This window comes from Acinetobacter sp. RF15B (genome assembly GCF_007558235.1).
Classification (GTDB): Bacteria; Pseudomonadota; Gammaproteobacteria; order Pseudomonadales; family Moraxellaceae; genus Acinetobacter; species Acinetobacter lwoffii_C.
Genome location: NZ_VLSR01000005.1, coordinates 182,681 through 201,612, shown reverse-complemented (window position 1 = coordinate 201,612; position 18,932 = coordinate 182,681). Strand labels below are relative to the sequence as shown.

18 protein-coding genes are annotated in these 18,932 nt (G+C 47.0%); 7 read left to right on the top strand and 11 right to left on the bottom strand.

All coding sequences use genetic code 11. The features are described from left to right. Positions 1-25: 25 nt before the first annotated feature. Positions 26-2,071, top strand: coding sequence for an ATP-dependent DNA helicase RecG (gene recG / locus E2K74_RS05850; RefSeq protein WP_151206725.1), 2,046 nt, complete (start codon positions 26-28; stop codon positions 2,069-2,071). Beyond that, entirely contained in the window at positions 2,058-2,693 is a 636-nt protein-coding gene (locus E2K74_RS05845) for a ComF family protein (RefSeq protein WP_151206724.1), read from the top strand. Before recG ends, E2K74_RS05845 begins: the two co-directional genes overlap by 14 nt. A 6-nt stretch (positions 2,694-2,699) precedes the next feature. Here E2K74_RS05845 and E2K74_RS05840 read toward each other — a convergent pair whose 3' ends face one another. Both E2K74_RS05840 and E2K74_RS05835 read right to left on the bottom strand, forming a co-directional pair. Continuing rightward, positions 2,700-3,101: an NUDIX hydrolase gene (locus tag E2K74_RS05840; RefSeq protein ID WP_151206723.1), complete on the bottom strand. Its 402-nt coding sequence runs from the start codon at positions 3,099-3,101 to the stop codon at positions 2,700-2,702. Between the two features lie 28 nt (positions 3,102-3,129). Continuing rightward, positions 3,130-3,720, bottom strand: a complete 591-nt coding sequence (locus tag E2K74_RS05835; protein WP_151206743.1) for a TIGR00730 family Rossman fold protein — start codon at positions 3,718-3,720, stop codon at positions 3,130-3,132. 152 nt (positions 3,721-3,872) lie between these two features. Between E2K74_RS05835 and E2K74_RS05830 the strand changes: the two genes are divergently transcribed. Beyond that, the gene (locus E2K74_RS05830; RefSeq protein WP_151205491.1) at positions 3,873-4,886 is read left to right on the top strand and encodes a CorA family divalent cation transporter; all 1,014 of its coding nucleotides are present in this window, start codon (positions 3,873-3,875) and stop codon (positions 4,884-4,886) included. Positions 4,887-5,033: 147 nt separating this feature from the next. Here E2K74_RS05830 and E2K74_RS05825 read toward each other — a convergent pair whose 3' ends face one another. The 8 genes from E2K74_RS05825 to dxs form a co-directional block, all read right to left on the bottom strand. Continuing rightward, entirely contained in the window at positions 5,034-5,324 is a 291-nt protein-coding gene (locus tag E2K74_RS05825; RefSeq protein WP_151206722.1) for a lipid asymmetry maintenance protein MlaB, read from the bottom strand. A gap of 15 nt (positions 5,325-5,339) precedes the next feature. Continuing rightward, entirely contained in the window at positions 5,340-5,972 is a 633-nt protein-coding gene (locus E2K74_RS05820; protein WP_151205493.1) for a phospholipid-binding protein MlaC, read from the bottom strand. Between the two features lie 18 nt (positions 5,973-5,990). Next, entirely contained in the window at positions 5,991-6,668 is a 678-nt protein-coding gene (locus E2K74_RS05815; protein WP_151206721.1) for an outer membrane lipid asymmetry maintenance protein MlaD, read from the bottom strand. Beyond that, the gene (gene mlaE, locus E2K74_RS05810; RefSeq protein WP_151206720.1) at positions 6,668-7,447 is read right to left on the bottom strand and encodes a lipid asymmetry maintenance ABC transporter permease subunit MlaE; all 780 of its coding nucleotides are present in this window, start codon (positions 7,445-7,447) and stop codon (positions 6,668-6,670) included. The genes E2K74_RS05815 and mlaE overlap by 1 nt, the downstream gene beginning before the upstream one ends. Further along, entirely contained in the window at positions 7,444-8,262 is an 819-nt protein-coding gene (locus tag E2K74_RS05805) for an ABC transporter ATP-binding protein (protein WP_151205496.1), read from the bottom strand. Before E2K74_RS05805 ends, mlaE begins: the two co-directional genes overlap by 4 nt. A gap of 399 nt (positions 8,263-8,661) precedes the next feature. Next, a complete protein-coding gene (locus E2K74_RS05800; protein ID WP_151206719.1) occupies positions 8,662-10,509 on the bottom strand; it encodes a DEAD/DEAH box helicase in 1,848 nt (615 codons plus the stop codon). 526 nt (positions 10,510-11,035) lie between these two features. Beyond that, positions 11,036-11,866: an inositol monophosphatase family protein gene (locus tag E2K74_RS05795; protein WP_151205620.1), complete on the bottom strand. Its 831-nt coding sequence runs from the start codon at positions 11,864-11,866 to the stop codon at positions 11,036-11,038. 114 nt (positions 11,867-11,980) lie between these two features. Further along, positions 11,981-13,891 carry a 1-deoxy-D-xylulose-5-phosphate synthase gene (dxs, locus tag E2K74_RS05790; protein WP_151206718.1) on the bottom strand — a complete coding sequence of 637 codons (1,911 nt, stop codon included), beginning with the start codon at positions 13,889-13,891 and terminating at the stop codon, positions 11,981-11,983. 309 nt (positions 13,892-14,200) lie between these two features. Here dxs and ribA point away from each other — a divergent pair, with 309 nt between their 5' ends. Then, the gene (ribA, locus tag E2K74_RS05785; RefSeq protein ID WP_151206717.1) at positions 14,201-14,803 is read left to right on the top strand and encodes a GTP cyclohydrolase II; all 603 of its coding nucleotides are present in this window, start codon (positions 14,201-14,203) and stop codon (positions 14,801-14,803) included. A 102-nt stretch (positions 14,804-14,905) separates the two neighbouring features. Here the strand turns inward: ribA and hemN are convergent, their stop codons facing one another. After that, a complete protein-coding gene (gene hemN, locus E2K74_RS05780) occupies positions 14,906-16,279 on the bottom strand; it encodes an oxygen-independent coproporphyrinogen III oxidase (protein WP_151206716.1) in 1,374 nt (457 codons plus the stop codon). Positions 16,280-16,514: 235 nt separating this feature from the next. Between hemN and hemF the strand changes: the two genes are divergently transcribed. The 3 genes from hemF to aroE all read left to right on the top strand — a co-directional run bounded on the left by hemF (position 16,515) and on the right by aroE (position 18,693). Continuing rightward, positions 16,515-17,462 (top strand): oxygen-dependent coproporphyrinogen oxidase, encoded by a 948-nt coding sequence (gene hemF / locus E2K74_RS05775; RefSeq protein WP_151206715.1) that lies wholly within the window; start codon positions 16,515-16,517, stop codon positions 17,460-17,462. 147 nt (positions 17,463-17,609) lie between these two features. After that, complete coding sequence (locus tag E2K74_RS05770; protein ID WP_151205281.1) at positions 17,610-17,816, top strand: hypothetical protein; 207 nt, start codon at positions 17,610-17,612, stop codon at positions 17,814-17,816. An 88-nt stretch (positions 17,817-17,904) separates the two neighbouring features. Further along, positions 17,905-18,693 carry a shikimate dehydrogenase gene (gene aroE / locus E2K74_RS05765; RefSeq protein WP_151205282.1) on the top strand — a complete coding sequence of 263 codons (789 nt, stop codon included), beginning with the start codon at positions 17,905-17,907 and terminating at the stop codon, positions 18,691-18,693. Positions 18,694-18,932 lie beyond the last annotated feature (239 nt).

The window sequence follows — 18,932 nt, the reverse complement described above, 5'->3', positions numbered from 1 at the left end:
GAATCACAGACCAGGTTGAGGAGACATGGCCGCAGTCCATCAGTTACAAGGCGTTGGCAATGCCGCCGCTGCTTTACTCGAAAAACTGAATATCTTGAATACTGATGATTTGCTTTTTCATCTGCCACGCGATTATGAAGACCGTAGCACGATCATTCCCATGAATCAATTAAACGTGGGACGCAGCTATTTGCTGGAAGGCACAGTCAAAGGAGTGGATTTTCCACCCGGCAAACGCAAGTCGATGGCGATTCTACTGGACGATGATTCTGGTAAAGTGACCTTGCGTTTTTATCATATCTATAAAGGAATTACCGACCGCTGCAAGCTGGGTAATCGCTTAAGAGTATTTGGCGAAGTTCGGGTCGGTGCACGCGGTCTGGAAATGTATCATCCGGAACTGCAGGTCATTACTGAACACACCCCTCTGCCCCATACCCAGCTCACCGCCATCTATCCATCGACTGAAGGACTGACCCAGCCCAAACTGCGTGAATATATCAAGCAGGCACTGGAACTGCACAGTGATGATTTGCCCGAGCTGTTACCGCAGAAATTTAGCAATGGCTATGATCTCAAGCAGGCGCTGGAATATATTCATCATCCACCGCTGAATGCCAATATGGTGCAGCTCAGCCAAGGTTCACATCCGGCACAGCAGCGGCTGATTTTTGAAGAACTGGTCGCACACCAAATTAGTTTGCTGACCCGACGTTCTTTTATCCAGCAGATTGAAGCCCCTTCATTTGCGCCCAGTAAAACTTATGCCAAGCAGCTTTTGGCCAGTCTGCCCTTTGCAATGACCGGCGCACAAAAGCGGGTATCGAAAGAGATTGCCCACGACCTGAAACAAAACAAACCGATGTTGCGCCTGGTTCAAGGCGATGTTGGCGCCGGAAAAACCCTGGTTGCTGGAGTAGCGGCCTGTCATGCCCTGGAAGAAGGCTGGCAGGTGGCCTTGATGGCACCGACTGAAATTCTGGCTGAGCAGCATTATCTAAATTTTAAGCGCTGGTTTGAGCCACTGGGGCTGACTGTCTCCTGGCTCTCCGGTAAGCAAAAAGGCAAAGCCCGCGCAACCTCCGAACAGCTGATCCGGGAGGGTAGCACGCATCTCGTGGTTGGGACTCATGCGCTGTTTCAGGAAAATGTCGAGTTTGCCAAACTCGGCCTGGTGATTATTGACGAGCAGCACCGTTTTGGCGTGGATCAACGTCTGGCGCTAAGAAACAAAGGACTGGATGGCATGTCTCCGCATCAGCTGGTGATGACTGCCACCCCGATTCCACGTACCCTCGCCATGTCGGCCTATGGTGATCTGGATACTTCAGTCATTGATGAACTGCCACCGGGCCGTACTCCGGTTCAGACCGTGACCATTCCACTTGACCGGCGTGAGGAGGTTTTACAGCGCATTGTAAGTAACTGCGCCGAAGATAAACAAGCCTATTGGGTCTGCACCCTGGTGGAACAGTCGGAAACGCTGGATGCCCAAGCCGCCGAAGCAACTTTTGCCGAAATTAAGGAGCGTTTTCCGGAGCTGAATATCGGCCTGGTGCATGGCAAGATGAAAGCCGATGAAAAACAGGCCGTGATGCAGCAGTTTAAACAGAATGAACTACAGCTGTTAATTGCCACTACCGTGATCGAAGTCGGCGTGGATGTTCCGAATGCGTCGATTATGGTCATTGAAAATGCTGAACGCCTGGGTCTGTCACAACTGCATCAGCTGCGTGGCCGGGTTGGTCGCGGTGCCAAAGCCAGCTTCTGTGCCCTGCTCTATAAGCATCCCCTGTCACAAAATGGTCAGGAACGCCTGCGCATCATGCGAGAAACCAATGACGGCTTTATGATTGCTGAAAAAGATCTGGAATTACGCGGTCCGGGAGAATTACTGGGAACCAAGCAGACAGGTGATATGGGCTTTCGGGTGGCCAAACTGGAGCGTGATGATCATCTGCTGGGTCAGGCACACTATGTGGCCCAGCAAATGCTGAAAGATTATCCAAAACAGGCAGCAGCCTTGCTCAAACGCTGGCTTCCCGAGGCACCGCGCTATGCCTATGTTTAATATACTGCAACAGGGCAAGCACTGGCTGAACCGTTTACAGCCCTGCCAGTTATGCCAGACGGACCATCAGGCCCTACATTCTGTCTGTCAGGATTGCTGGCAGCAGTTACCGTGGGCTCATCAGACCATTCAACGTCAGGACATCCAGTTTCAGGTGGCCTGTGATTATGCCTATCCGATGGATCGCTTAATCCAGTTATTTAAATATGAGCAAAAGCTGCATCTGGAGCCGCTTTTGGCCGGTGCCCTGCTGAGTTTGAATTTCCCTAAAGTCAGTGCTGTGGTGCCGATGCCGATCTCTACAGAACGCCTGGTCGAACGCGGCTATAACCAGTCTTTATTACTGGCCAAGCAGGTGGCCCGACAACTCAATGTGCCGCTCTGGCAGCCTGTTCAGCGTATGAAACAGCATTCACAAAAAGGCTTAAGCCGTCTGGAACGCATGGAAGATATTGAAGCGCAGTTCCAAATCGTAACTTCTTCAACAATACGCTACCGGAAAGTCCTGATCATTGATGATGTCGTTACAACGGGCAGCTCGGTGCGTGCTTTAAGCCACAAACTCAAAGAGCTGGGGTGCCAGCATATTTATGCAGCCTGTCTGGCTGGCGCCAGAATGTAATCTCAATCACACGGATACCAACAGATATTCTTTTACCCAAGGTATGACAATTTCTGTCGTCAACGGAGCCAACTGAACATCCTTCTGCCCCACATCTACCCATTTCATCTCAGCAATTTCAGCCTTAATATGCGGCTCAGTAGCCAGCTCAACCAGATAGACATAACTGATGAGCTGATGATCAGGCTCATTGGCGGCCAGTGTTTCAAAGCGTCCTATACATTGCTGTATTTGCGCCTGACAGCCAATTTCTTCCTGAATTTCCCGTAACAGGGTTTGTTCAGGCGCTTCATCCGGATCCAGCTTTCCGCCCACCTGCATAAAACAGTCTGTCCCCTGCTTGCGAACCACCAGCAACTGCTGGCTTGAATTTAAAATGATAGCTGCTGCCACTGTAATTGTGTTCATTAATCTGGTGCGAATCAAAGAAAGAGCGCTATTTTACAAGATCGGTTTGATCGACCATACCCCATTTTGCTTCAGGCGGCCGATAGCTTTCAAACTGCTCTAAAATATCCTCAAGATGATCACTGACAATTAACGCATTGGTAAAACGTGCCTTGGTAAATCCTTGCTCTGTGGTCATTCGGATAAACTTGAGCAGGTCGTCATAAAAACCATCTACATTTAAAAATGCACAGGGTTTCTGATGAATACCCAGCTGTGCCCAGGTCCACTGCTCAAAGATTTCTTCCAGTGTGCCCGCACCGCCCGGAATGGCAATAAACCCCTGGGCCAGCTCAGACATTTTGGTTTTACGCTCATGCATGTTGTCTACCACAAACAGCTGGGTAATATCCGGATGCGCCAACTCACGGTTGACCAGTGCCCGTGGAATGACACCTGTAACTTTACCGCCAGCAGCCAAGGCACTGTCTGCAACTACACCCATCAAGCCCGACCGGCCACCGCCATAGACGAGCATTTGCTGCCGTGTGGCCAATGTCTGTCCAACCTGTTCGGCAATTTGCGCATAACGCGGTTCTGAGCCTAAGGCTGAACCACAAAAAATTGCGATAGAATTCATCATTTTCATCATTCCATTAAGTGAATAGTGTACCAGAGTGTGCTCTGACAGTTTTTTTTCAAAAATAACCCTACAATCAGTGTTTTTATTTAATTCCTTGTCTAAAATACCTCCATTCAGATTTACATACTGCGCAGGGGAGAAAAGAGAGCATGCTTGAAGCTTTTTATGCCACAGGGCGCGGTAGCTTAGAAGATGCCACCATCAATGGTGATTTCGACCTGCATCCGGAATTAGTCTGGGTCGATTTAATTGCACCTTCACAGGAAGAGCAACAATGGATCCTGGACGCCTATGGGCAAAACCTGCCGACTTTAAAATCGCTGGAAGATATTTCTTCAAGTGCCCGATTTTACCGTGATGATGACGGTATTTTGCATGTCAGTACCTATTTTTTAACGAAAAATAAAAATTATCAGCTCGAAAGTGAACATGAAGATGAAGCCAGCATTCTGGCAACGGTTCAGACTGTAGCTTTCATCCTGCACAAGGAGCGGCTGTTCACCTTACGGGGTGAAAAACTGGTTGCTTTCCGGGCCTTCCGGGCGCGTGCACGCCGTAATGATTATGAAATCGACTACAACGATCCGACCTGGATTCTGCTCGGCCTGCTGGAAGCCAAGCTGGATGAGCTGGCCGATATTCTGGAAGATGTACATAAAGACCTGGAAAAATACTCCACCGAAGTCCTGAATAACCGGCATCGTGAACAGATTCTGGATCTGGATGACATGATTACCCGTCTGGCCCAGCTGGAAGATATGCTTGGAAAAGCGCAGCTCTGTTTAATTGATTTACGTCGGGTGCTGACCTTTCTGTCCCGTCCCCGGGCATTAGGCAGTCATATTTACGATGCAGATATTCGCGAGTTGAGTGAAGATGTGCGCTCGCTGGTCGAACATGATGCGTTCCTGTTCCAGAAAGTCCGCTTTCTGCTGGACACCACCTCCGGATTTATTAATACTGAACAGAATGACACCATTCGTCGCTTCTCAATTTTACCGAGTATGCTGGCACCTCCGATGCTGATTGCCAGTATCTACGGTATGAACACCGATGTACTGCCTTTTGCTCAAGGAACGATGAGCTTTGTGATGGTCAGCATCATTCTGATTGGTTTTCTGATTGGCCCATTAATTTACTTTAGATGGAAGAAGTGGATTTAAAGGACGTTGCAATTCTCTCTCCCTATGGGAGAGAGTTAGAGAGAGGGTTATGAATAATTTACCCCTCCCTGGCCCTCTCCTATCAGGAGAGGGAACCTCATACATTCAATTCTATAAAAATAAAAAAGCACCCATCGGTGCTTTTTTTTAATTGATGATCTGCAAATCATCCTGCAAATGACAGGCTTGAATGATCTTCATCATTTTTGCAGGCACTGCCTTAAACTGAAGTCCCTGGGCCTGTGGGGTCTGACGTAACCAACGGACTAGAACCGCCAGGGCCAAGGTACTGCCATGTTCAAGTGCGGCCAGATTCACCACCAGCGGAAACTGGCTTTGTGCCTGAAGCACGCGCAGACCTTTTTGATAATAGTCCTGCGCATTTTCATAATTAATTTGACCTGACACCTGCAATTCCTGATCATTGAATTGGATCACAGCTCACCTATCTTGTTATTTCTTGTCAATTGCTGCTTCTGCATCCGGCTTGAAGTTGGCAATGGCCTTATCCAGATTACCGCCATTACGTTTTACAGTGGCCGCAAACTGGTTACGGAACTGAAGACCCAGATCAATACCAGAAACGTTGATGTTACGGATTTTCCATTGCGAACCTTTATCCACCAGCTGGAAAGCCACCGGAATTTTCTCGCCATTGTTATTAAAATCAATCGTCACTACCGGGTTTTTGCTATTGCTGGCTTTGTATGGACGGATGTTATAGGTCTGATTACTGAACTTGGAGAACGCCGTACCATAATTCACAATTAAAGTTTCACGGAAATTCTTCTCAAACTGTGCACGCTGCGCCGCAGTACTGTACTGGTTGGTTGCATAAGTTCCCATCACAATACGGGTGAAAGACTGTGAATCAATATATGGATCAAGATTTTGACGGATAATCGTTTTTACCAACGCAGGATTATTCTGCAATTTGGCATGATCAGCTTTGAGGCGTTCAATCAAGCCATCTGCCACTTTTTTGATAAATGCAGGCGGCGTTTCAGACGGTGCAGCAAATACAGTACCGGTCATCATGGTGGAAAGAATGCTCACGGCAAGCGTTTGTTTTACTAGAGTCTTCACTCGAATCTCCTCAATTTACTATTCAACAAATGCAGGTTCTGCATCTGTTGTTCCTGAAAATGCAGCGTCTTCCGAGGCATCTTCCGGGTTATCTGACGATTTGCCGGCACCACCGGTAATAAACTTCGTCACTAGGTCTTCAATTTCCATGGTGCCTTGGGTATTGGCAATCTGATCACCACGTTTAAGATAATTCAGACCGCCACCTGGGATGATTTTCAAATATTTTTCACCCAATAAACCATTGGTTGCTACCATAATATAAGCATCTTCATCAATATTAGTGATGGATTTCATGTTATCTAACAGTTGCTTTTCCATTGTTTTTTGTTGAGCAGGACCTGCCGCCGTATAATCGGAACTATAACGTAACTCTTCTAATGCTTCTTGCTGGACCTGTTTCAGCTGCTCAGCATTAAAGGTTGTCAGGGAGCCATCCAGTGTCATATGTACAGTGGCTAAACGGGTTACCGGATCAAGCGTAATCTCATCGACCTGGCCGACTTTGACGCCACTTAACGCCACTTTGGCACGCGGCTTGATTCCATTGACATTTTCAAAGGTCGCCGTCATTTTATAGCTGTCCGCGATATTGCTTCCTACCAGTCCACTGACACGCATGGCCAGGAAAAACAGTGCAATACCAAACAGAATGACAAAAACACCAACGGCCAGCTCACTTGTACGTGATTTCATTAAATACCTCCGAACATGACCGCAGTCAACACGAAATCAAAGCCTAAAACGCACAATGAAGAATACACCACTGTACGCGTTGTAGAAGTTGCAATACCTTCCGAAGTTGACTCACAGGCATAGCCCTGATATACCGCAATCCAGGTACAGATTAATGCGAATACAAAACTTTTAATAATAGTGCCATTCAAAATATCTTTATAGAATTGCACCGTATTTTCCATCCCACTCCAGTAGGCGCCTTCATCTGCCCCCAGAAAGTCCACTCCGACCATTTTGCCACCCATAATTCCGACAGCAGCAAAAATCACGGCCAGCATTGGCAGGCTGAAAATCCCCGCCCATAAACGCGGTGAAATCACTCTTTTGAGTGGATCAACACCAATCATTTCCATACTGGATAACTGTTCAGTGGCTTTCATCAGGCCAATTTCTGCAGTCAGGGCAGAACCGGCTCGTCCGGCAAACAGCAAGGCTGCAACCACAGGTGCCAATTCACGCAACAAAGTCAAAGCAACTGCGGTACCCAGCATGGCCTCACTGCCAAAAGTCGCCAGAATGGTATACATCTGCAAGCCCAGTACCGCCCCAATAAACAGACCGGACACCACAATAATCAGCAGCGATAGTACGCCTACCCGATACATCTGGTATATAAACAGTTTGACACCGATCCAGGTGGGCATGGAAAACAGAATCTGCAACAGCATCAGGGCCGCAACCCCTATACCGCGGACACGCTCAATCACACGTCTCCCCAGCTGGGCGATAGCATTCATGAACGCACCTCATCATTTAAATAGGGTTTATGGCTGAACTGATAATCCACAGGCCCTGCAACGGCTCCGGTCAGGAACTGCTGAACAAAGGCAGAAGGATGTGCCTTCAACTCTGCCGGTGTGCCCTCCCCCTGGATTTTCCCTTCTGCCACTACATAGATATAATCGGCAATCGATAAGGTTTCTGCCACATCATGCGAAACAATAATGGTCGTTAAATCCAGTGCTTCACGTAATGAGCGGATCAGGCGGGTCAGAACCCCCATCACAATCGGATCTTGGCCGGCAAATGGCTCGTCATACATGATCAGCTCCGGATCCAGCGCAATGGCTCTTGCCAGTGCCACCCGACGATTCATCCCACCCGACAGCTCTGAAGGCATCATCTGCTCAGCGCCACGTAAACCCACAGACTCCAGTTTCAGCGCTACAATTTCAGCAATCAGATGTTCAGGTAATTTAGTATGAGCACGGATTGGAAAGGCTACGTTTTCATAGACACTCATGTCAGTAAACAAGGCCCCACTCTGGAAGAGCATGCCCATACGCGCACGCGCCGAAAAAAGCTCGGATCGCGACATCTGAGCAATATCCCGCCCATCGAGCAGGACTTGCCCCTGATCTGGCGTCAACTGGCCGCCAATCAAACGCAATAATGTTGTTTTACCAGTCCCGGATGGACCCATAATAGCGGTAATCTGTCCGCGACGAATGCTGAGGCTCACATCTTCATAAATCACACGCTCCCCGCGTTTGAAGCTTAAATTCTTTACTTCAATCAGAGAAGGCATAGTTTGCGCTGTTTGATTTTCCATAGTTGAGTGGATTCCTGCATTTTTTCAGCATGCGTACGATAAAGAAACAAAGTTCAAAATATTAGCATTTGCAAAAGAAGGGTCAAGGTTATGAAAAGCAATACGGTCTACTGTCAGGTCTATTTCTTAGAATGAAAAATTTTATCAGGCTGGATTCTAACAGAGTCTCGTCAATTAAAAAAATAATAGAGATAAAAAATAATATTACACAAAACCAAAGCCAATGCGAGATAAGGCATTAGTAGCTCAAGCACAGTAAAACGTAACATCCGAATCTTCCTATTCTTCAATTATCACAAGTTATAATAAATTTGACCCAGTATACATTTTAATTGAAATAAGTAAAAAGATAGGCATAAAAAAACCAGCGTTTCCGCTGGTTTTTTAGGTCAGATTCAATTAGTCATTGAATTTACGACGTGGTTGGCTCTCGCCACCAAATGAACGTTCACCACGTGGCTTGTCATCAAAGTTGCGACGTACTGGACGATCACCTGCATCACGCTTTGGACGATCATCAGCGAATGAACGCGCTGGACGGTCACCAAAATTACGCTTTGGACGATCATCGCCAAATGAACGTGCTGGACGGTCACCAAATTCACGTTTCGGACGGTCATTGAAAGCACCTTCACGACGTGGTTTGTAATCTACACGGTTACCGCGGTTATCATCGTTATTGTCAGTACGAGGACGGTCACCAAATTCACGACGTGGACGGTCATTGTTGAACTCGCGGCGCGGACGGTCTTCGCCATTGAATTCACGACGTGGACGGTCATTATTAAATTCGCGGCGTGGACGATCTTCATTGAAGTCACGACGTGGACGGTCAGCAAAGCCACCTTCACGACGCGGACGATCACTGTTGAAGTCACGACGTGGACGATCTTCGCCAAATGCTGGACGTTCGCCACGAGGTTTATCATCAAAGCTGCGGCGTGGACGGTCATCACCACCTTCACGACGCTTGAAATTGCTTTCGCCTTCAAAACGACGACCGCCACCGAAACCACCGCGACCACGACCGCCGCCATCACGACGACCACGACCACCGTCACGGCTACCGCGTGCAGGAGGTGGAGATGGCTCCAGACCTTCAATTTCAGATACATTTAAACGTGCATCAAGGAAGTCTTCTAGAGCACGGATCTTGCCACGCTCACGGTAAGTTGCCAAAGTAATGGCCTTACCGGTACGACCCGCACGGCCTGTACGACCAATACGGTGTACATAATCTTCGTTCTTCATTGGAAGACCAAAGTTGATTACGTGAGAAATTGTTGGTACATCTAGACCACGAGCAGCAACATCAGTCGCTACTAAAATCTTGGCACGACCTTCACGGATGCTACGTAAACGACGGTTACGAACGGTTTGCGGCATGGCACCGTGTAGTGCAACAACTGACAGACCTGCTTCAGAAAGCTCTTCAGCCAGCATGTCGGTATCTTCTTGAGTTGATGCAAATACCACAGCCTGGTCTACATCTTCTTCGCTTAACCAATGCGTTAACAGTTTTTTCTTATGCTCGAAACCATCAGTCCAGTGTAAAGTCTGAGTGATATCTGTATTTGTTGAGTGGCCAGTTTCAATCGCAATACGCTCTGGATCATTCATCATCCGTTCAGCAAGCGTGATAATACGTGGAGCAAATGTTGCAGAGAACATTAAGGTCTGCTCACGATTTCCAGCCAAATCACCAATTGCTTCCAGATCTTCAGAGAAGCCCAGATCCAGCATACGGTCTGCTTCGTCTACAATCAAAGCATTTACTTTATCGAGTTTGAGCTGACGACGGTTGACAAGATCCAGTAAACGACCTGGGGTTGCAACAACCACTTGTGCGCCTTTTAACTGCTGGATTTGTTTACCAAATGGCATGCCACCCATGATTGCAGCAATACGCACACCTTTCATGTGACGTACAAGTGCAATGGCATCCTGACTCACCTGTTGAGCCAATTCACGTGTAGGACAAAGAACCAGAATTGAAGGCTGAGTAATCGCTTTCATACGTTCTTTGAATGGTACAAAGGTATCTTCGTTTGCAAGTGCGTTCAACGTTGGAAGAAGGAACGCTGCTGTCTTACCCGAACCTGTCTGGCTAGATACCAAAAGATCTTTGCCTTCAAGTGCAGCGGGAATAGATTGTTCTTGTACAGAAGTCGGAGCAGTAAAGCCTAAACCTTGTAGAGCTTGTTGTAACGATTCGTGTAAAGAAAATTCAGCAAAAGTTTTGCTCATAGAGTATTTCACCCGAAAATAGGGTGCTCCATTAAAAATAAAGTCAAATGGACATCGACAAAAAGCGGCACAGCAATAAACACTGAAAAAGAGATGATTCAGCGGCGATCCGAGTAACGACGATGTGATATAACGCACGCATGATTAAGCATAACCTGAAGGAATCGCTTTAGCGATTGGGGCGCGAGATATCGTCCTCTCTTTGGACCGCACGCGCATACACAATGATAAGAAGAGAAATGTTCAGGTAACGAACAGAAATTAAGTGCGTGCCAAGATTATAGCAGGATAATTTATAAAGTCATCCGCTTTTCGTATTATTTTGTTTAACCGTCAATTTTTTCATCATTTTCCGAAACTTAGCTCAGGTGAAAAAAGCAGCTTATTCTCCATTTGGTCAATTTTCCCTAAACTCTTATGACTAAACAGATGAATCAAAAGTGCTTTAGAAGCACTCTCAAATGAATAATTTGCAAGAAAAAAGGCATCCCGAAAGATACCTTTTTTCATATTCGATTAAAGCCGATTATTTGGCTGCTTCACCCCAAGCAGGAACAACTGCTTGCATTAACGGTTTAAGCATCTTCATTGAGCAAGCCAAAACCTGACCATTTTCCATAGAGTCGCTACCGCCACGTGCATCCACCACAGTACCGCCCGCTTCTTTCACAATCAGCTCACCTGCTGCAATATCCCAAGGTTTCAAGCCAAGCTCGAAATACCCATCAAGACGGCCAGCCGCTACATAAGCCAGATCCAGTGCCGCAGAACCTGCACGGCGGTATTGAGCACCCGCTTCGGTCACATTTAACAATGATTCAAAATGGTTCTTGGCATAAGACACAACTTCACCATTACGTTTGGCACGGTAAGCATGACCTACGGCCAAGAAAGTATTATTCAGACTGTCTTTTATATTGACACGGATACGGCGCTGATTCAGCATTGCACCGCGACCACGGCTTGCAGAGAACAACTCATCTTTTACCGGATCATAAATTACGCCGTGCTGAGTCACGCCTTTGTGCTGAACTGCGATAGAAATACAGAAATGCGGAAAACCGTTGATAAAGTTAAGTGTGCCATCCAGCGGATCAATCACCCAACACCAGTCAGCGTCATGACCTTTACCTTCCTGATAGCCAAATTCTTCACCAAGGAAACTGTGATTTTTATAGCTTTTACGTAGAGTATCGATAGTCAACTGTTCCAGATAACGGTCTACACGCGTTACCGGACCATCAATGCCTTTTTCTTCGACTTGCAGATCGAGTTTATGACGATTCTGATGCGCTTTTAAAAGCTCTTGACCAACTAATTGAGCCGCACGCGCAGCCATCACCACCATAGGTTCCATTGAACACCCACTACAAATTTGAAGATATTGATAAAGAATAATGCATAAAAGCCCGCATATTTTAGCAAATATTCGGGCTTTTTGGGAAAAAATGTGTCTAAAGTTTTTAAATACTTAGGATAGAACGCTTTGTGCCAGTTTAGACCAGGCCTGAGCAATGGATTTTTCAATACCTTGTGCATCAAGTCCAGCTTGTTGCAACATCTGGCTATGTGTTGCCTGTGCCATAAAGGTATCGTCCAGCCCCAGATTTAACATTGGCTTCACGATCTGTGCTTCAGCCAGATATTCATTAACTGCACTACCAGCACCGCCCATGATCGCATGCTCTTCGACAGTAACAAATAAACTGGTGAAGTGTGCAAGCTGATCCAGCATACTGGTATCTAAGGGCTTAATGAAACGCATATTGATGACACGTACACCAACGTCATAGCGACTGGCAAAAGCCTGAGCTGCTTCTAGGGCTGCCTGGACCCGACTACCGAAAGCCAGAATTGAAATATGCTCATCAGATTGCTCGTTCAGGCTGAGCAGAGCCTCTGCCTGACCAATCGGCATCTCGACCATAGTTTGCTGAATTTCAACCCCCAACCCATTACCACGTGGATAACGTACTGCGGCCGGACCATTATAAAGGTAAGCTGTATGCAACATCTGACGGCATTCATTTTCATCTTTAGGCGCCATAATCACCAGATTTGGAATTGTGCGCATATACGCATAATCATAGGCACCGGCATGTGTCGGCCCATCTTCACCGACCAGCCCCGCCCGGTCGATGCCAAAGGTCACATCCAGATTCTGTAAGGCCACGTCATGCACCAACTGGTCATAACCGCGCTGCAAGAACGTCGAGTAAATGGCGACGACCGGTTTTAAACCTTCACAAGCCATACCGGCTGCCAGTGTCACCGCATGCTGCTCGGCAATGGCAACGTCAAAGAAACGTTCCGGATAGTCTTTGGCAAACTGGACCATGCCTGAACCTTCGCACATGGCGGGAGTAATGGCCAGTAGGCGTTTATCTTGTGCGGCCTCATCACAGAGCCATTGCCCGAATACGTCTGAATATTTGGGTGCCATCTTGACTGCTGCGACCGCATTCAGTTTGCCAATGGCATGATATTTAATCTGATCCGATTCAGCGGGCGCAAAACCTTTACCTTTTTTGGTGTAGACATGAATCAGACGTGGTCCGGTCCGCTTTTTCAGGGCATTAAATACATGAACCAGTTGCTGGACATCATGACCATCATAAGGACCGAAGTAATCAAAACCAATGGCTTTAAACAGGTTATCAGCGGCATCAGTTGCCGCGCTGTGCAAGCGTGAGTTATACAACCATTCTGGATGTGGCTGTACATAGGCCTCACCCTCTTCGGTCACATTGACAAATTCACCACGCTCCCAGATTGCTGCAAGATGCTTGGCAAAACCGCCCGTACTGCATGAAATTGACATATCATTGTCATTTAATACAACCATCAGGTTGGCATGATGTGCCACCGCATCATTCATAGCTTCAAAGGCCATACCTGCGGTCATGGCACCATCGCCAATAATTGAAACCACTTCACAGGGGTCATTCTGATAACGACGTGCCAGTGCCATGCCCAAGCCGGCAGAAATTGCGGTGGAAGAGTGGCCTACCCCGAAGGTATCAAACTCGGATTCGTCACGGGCTGGAAACGCAGCCAGACCATCCTTAGCACGAATCGTGGTCAACTGTTCCCGGCGTCCGGTCAAAGCTTTATGCGGATAGGCCTGATGACCCACATCCCAAATCAGGCGATCATGCGGCGTCTGAAAACAATAGTGCAAAGCCACAGTCAGCTCAATTACACCGAGGTTGGCACCAAAATGCCCTCCACTTTGCCCAGCAGCATACAAAATGAATTGACGTAACTCATCCGCCACTTGCTCTAGCTGGCTTTGCTCAAGTGCACGCAGTTGCTGAGGATGGTCAATTCCATCTAGCAATGGTGTTACAGGACGTTGAGTTGGAATTTCTGTATACAACATATATGGCAAAGCCTTCTAAAGCCTGGCAAATGCTAAGCGAGGTCAATGGGGAGTACCCGATCATATAGTTGAATTGTAGCAGCTTCAATTCAGCTACGCTTCTAGCGACGCATTATTACACAATGATTTCATCGGGGTAAAAAATTTGCAGGCTACGATTATCCTGAATAACCTCACTATTTATCAACTATTATCGTTCGCTTTCTTAAAAAAAGAAAATGTTCTCCACAAAATCCCCTGTGCAATTCTACTAATGTTTAATCATTAGGCTATACTTTAGTTACTTTTTAGGATTTTACGGGTTCAGCTGTGCCAATCGAATTTGTCGCAACGTCAAGATTACCGACCGCTCATGGTGAATTTAAAATTACTGTTTTTCAAGACCCTAAGACAGGAGAGGAACATATCGCGCTCTCTAAGGGTTTAGAGGAACCCACTGATGAGCCAGTCTTGGTTCGTGTACATTCAGAATGTCTGACCGGTGATGCCTTTGCTTCCCTGAAATGTGACTGTGGCCCGCAACTGCAGGCCACCCTCAAACTGATTAATGAAGTTGGCTGCGGCGTGATTTTATATCTGCGCCAGGAAGGACGTGGAATAGGCCTGACCAACAAGATTCGCGCCTATGCCTTGCAGGATCAGGGACATGATACGGTCGATGCCAACCTGATGCTCAATCTGCCAGCAGATGCACGTCAATATGATATGTGCAGCATTATGCTGGATCATTTGAGAGTGAAAGCGGTACGCCTGATCACCAACAATCCGCTTAAAATTGATGCGCTGACAGCACAAGGAATTCAAGTGATTGACCGCGTCCCCTTGACGGTAGGCTTAAATCCATTCAATGAGCAGTATCTCAAAACCAAGCATGAACGTATGGCACATATGTATCAGAAGGATGATTTTTAACGTCTGTTAAGAATCCCCTCTTCCTCCCTTTTCCCAAGGGAGGAAGTTTATTTCATTGAAGAAAGTTTTCCTCATCTCTCCTCCCGCGAAATCAGGATGCGATTAAATCGTCATCGAGAAAATCCGGTTTTCCGGCATGCGGCGCTTTAAATGCAAATCAAAGGCCATACAGATATTGCGGACAAAAGGTTTGCCTTTTTCCAAAATCGTGACTGATGCGTCTGCTATTTTAATCAATTCATCCTGCTGCATTTCTTCAAGCTGCTCCAGCACTTCCTCAATTTCAGCAAATTGCAGTTCAGGATTTTCCCATGAAGTACTAAAGCTGCACATCAGGTTGAGAATATGCTGGCGAATGATCAGATCTTCCCGAGACAGAATATGTCCTTTAAAGACCGGAATCTGATGCTGTTCCAGACATTCATAATATTCTTCGATCGTTTTCACGTTTTGCGCAAAGCTATACCAGCTATCACTGATTGAGGAAACCCCCAGTCCAATCATGAGCTGGGTTTTGGAAGCGGTATAGCCCATAAAGTTGCGGTGTAAGGTCCCTGTTTGAAAAGACTGGTACATGCTGTCACTGCTTAGGGCAAAGTGATCCATGCCAATTTCATGATAGCCCTGTGCCAGAAGCTTGTTTTTGCCTTCTTCATAGCATTGGCGTTTGAGTTCATCTTTGGGCACATCAGTATCTTTAAAGCCGCGCTGGCCATTGCCTTTAATCCATGGCACATGGGCATAGCTATACAAGGCCAGACGATCCGGTAGCAGTGAGTTGGTCTGGTCGATGGTATTCAAAACATCGTCCAGACTCTGAAAAGGCAAGCCAAAGACCAGATCATGCGAGATGGAGCTATAGCCAATCTCACGTGCCCATTCAGTGACCTGCTTGACATTCTCATAGGGCTGAATCCGATGGATGGCTTTTTGTACGGTTGCATTATAGTCCTGCACACCATAGCTGACCCGGCGAAACCCCAGATCATACAACCCTTGCAAATGCTCACGCGTGGTATTGTTGGGATGGCCTTCAAAACTGAACTCATGCTCTGCGGCAATGTCCGCCTTGAGTAAAATTCCCTGAATCAGCTGGGTTAAATGCTCAACTGAGAAGAAAGTCGGCGTACCGCCCCCCAGATGAATTTCTTTAATAAGAGGTTTGTCTTGCAGCAATTCACAATACAGTGCCCACTCTTTCAATACGGCTTGAATATAAGGCTGCTCTACTTCGTGGCGCTTGGTGACACGCTTATGGCAGCCACAGAAGGTACACAGGCTTTCACAAAAAGGGAGATGAATATACAGGCTAATGCCCTCTGACTGATTCGACTCGTCAAAAGACCGCTTTAAGCTCTGCTTCCAGCGGGCCAGGGAAAAATCCTGTTCTTGCCAATAGGGGACGGTTGGATAGCTGGTGTAACGTGGACCAGGAACATTATATTTCTGAATAAGAGATTTCATCTGAACCGACATGCTGTCCACCTGTGAGCAGATAAAGCCCGAAAAAATGAGTATGCTCAGCTATTGTGAGATGCTTGAAAAAAGAATTCAACCAAGCTCTCCGGTCGGATTTGAGCCTGGCCCCACCTGATCTCTTGCTGAGGTTGAGTCGGCCGGCACAGAAGGAGTATTGAGAAAAACACCTTAATTTTTAGGTCATTTTATGGTTTGATGTAAACAGCTTTTTAATCTCCTCATGAGGGTTCTGATGCAGCATCCAACATCTATGGATATTCAACGCGTTCGCGAATTTCTCCTCGACCTGCAAGCTCGGATCTGTGCAGCACTTGAACAGCAAGAACGGGCTGGCGGCGGTAGCGCCGAATTTGTGATTGATGACTGGGAACGTCCTGAAGGTGGCGGTGGCCGTTCCCGGGTTTTACAAAATGGCACGGTGATTGAAAAAGGTGGGGTAATGTTTTCCCACATCAATATATCCAACCTGCCGGCTTCGGCGACTGAACGCCATCCGAATATTGCCGGCGCCAAGGCTCAGGCCATGGGGGTATCGCTGGTCATTCATCCTCAAAACCCGAATGTACCAACCTCACATGCCAATGTACGTTTATTTGTGGCAGAAAAAGAAGGCCAAGATCCCATCTGGTGGTTTGGAGGCGGTTTTGATTTAACCCCCTTTTATCCCAATGATGAAGATATTTTATCTTGGCATCAGACAGCACATGACCTGTGTGCTCCCTTTGGGGCCAACGTGTATGCCGAACACAAAAAATGGTGTGATGATTATTTCTATCTGAAGCATCGTGACGAGCAGCGCGGGGTGGGCGGCCTATTCTTTGATGATCTTAATCAGTGGGATTTTGAGACCTGTTTCCAGTATATACAAGCTGTAGGCAATGGCTATTTAGAGGCTATTCTGCCTATTTTCAAGCGCAATCAGAACAAGGCATACACGCAGGCACAGCGCGATTTTCAGCTGTATCGTCGTGGCCGCTATGTAGAATACAATCTGGTCTATGACCGCGGTACGCTGTTTGGCCTGCAAACCGGCGGGCGGATCGAATCGATTCTGGTCAGCCTGCCACCTCTTACTGGCTGGTCATATCGTCCTGAATGGGCTGAAGGTTCAGCTGAGAAGCGCCTCACCGATTACTATCTTAAAGCGCATGACTGGCTAACAGAACTGAAAACCAAATAAGAATCCCCTACATAATTACATACAAAGTGTCCTCAAATAGAGGACATTTTCAATAGATAAATCATCTATACTCAAAGGCAATCCCTGAACCCGGGAATACCCTGCATATTGTCTGGTTCAACAATTTAATGACTGAGTAAAATAAAAATGTATGATGCCGACTTAAACCCTGCCCTTCTGGCCTTTTGGCTGTTTCTGATTACCTGTATTGCTGCGATTAGCACCGCTATAATTAGCCATAATTTTGTTCTGGACAGTGTGGCCATCAGTGTCAGTGTATTGACCGTTGCTGGCGTGGTGATCAGCATGGCGCTATTTCTGGCAGAACAGATTATTGAAACTTGTAGTTCTTGAAATTCGAACAGCTTAAATAAGCAGGCGCTTTAGTCCCCGGTCATTTTCACGTATATTGATGCGCATTTCAGCACATGGACACTGTGAAATGAGCAAGCAATTTGCTGTGGTCGGTAATCCCATTGAACAATCACGCTCTCCGGAACTTCATCAGGCTTTTGCAGCCAAAACCGGTATAGCATTAAACTATAAGAAACGTCTGGCGCCACTCGATGGTTTTAGCGCCAATATTCAGGAATTTTTCGCTCAGGGGGGCAGCGGCATGAATGTCACAGTGCCCTTTAAAGAGCAGGCTTTTGCTCAATGTCAGGTCCTGACCGAGCGCGCCAAAATTGCTAAAGCCGTCAATACACTCTGGATGCAAGAAGGTGTATTGCATGGAGATAATACCGATGGTCAGGGACTGGTCGAAGCCATTCGTGCCTTAGACTGGAATCTGGAAAATACCGATATCCTGATGATTGGCGCAGGCGGTGCTACACGTGGAGTGATTTATCCGCTGGTACAAGCAGGCGCCAAAAAAATCGTGATTGCCAACCGGACTCTGGCGCGTGCCGAACAGCTGGTGACAGACCTGCGTGATGCCGTGCCGCAGGCGGAATTACATGCCATCGCCCTAGATGCTCTGACGGGTGATTTTGATCTGGTCATCAATGCCACTTCTGCAAGCTTAACGGGTGATGCACTGATACTGCCAGACAGTTTGCGTTTTAAGCAGGCCTATGAAATGGCGTATGGCAAGCCTTCTTCTTTCCTCGATCAGGCCAAAGCCCGCGGTGTACCGACTTCTGAAGGTTTTGGTATGCTGGTCGGCCAGGCCATTGAATCCTTTTATATCTGGAATGGGGTAAAACCGGAGCTGAAGGATTTTCTTTAATTTCTTTCACTCCCCAGCTAAAGGACTGCCGAATCAGTCCTTTTTCAACTTTTTATGCTTATCTGATTGGATTTAGTGACATCTTTTCACCAGAAAAACCCGATAACATTTGGGTACAACTTATACAAAACTAGTACTGGACACAGCCGCTTTTTATTCATTAAAGTCTAATCAGATAAGCAGTTTTTATCTAAGCCTGCTCCAGACCCAAGCCAGGCGAGCAAAAGAATAGCCAGCAA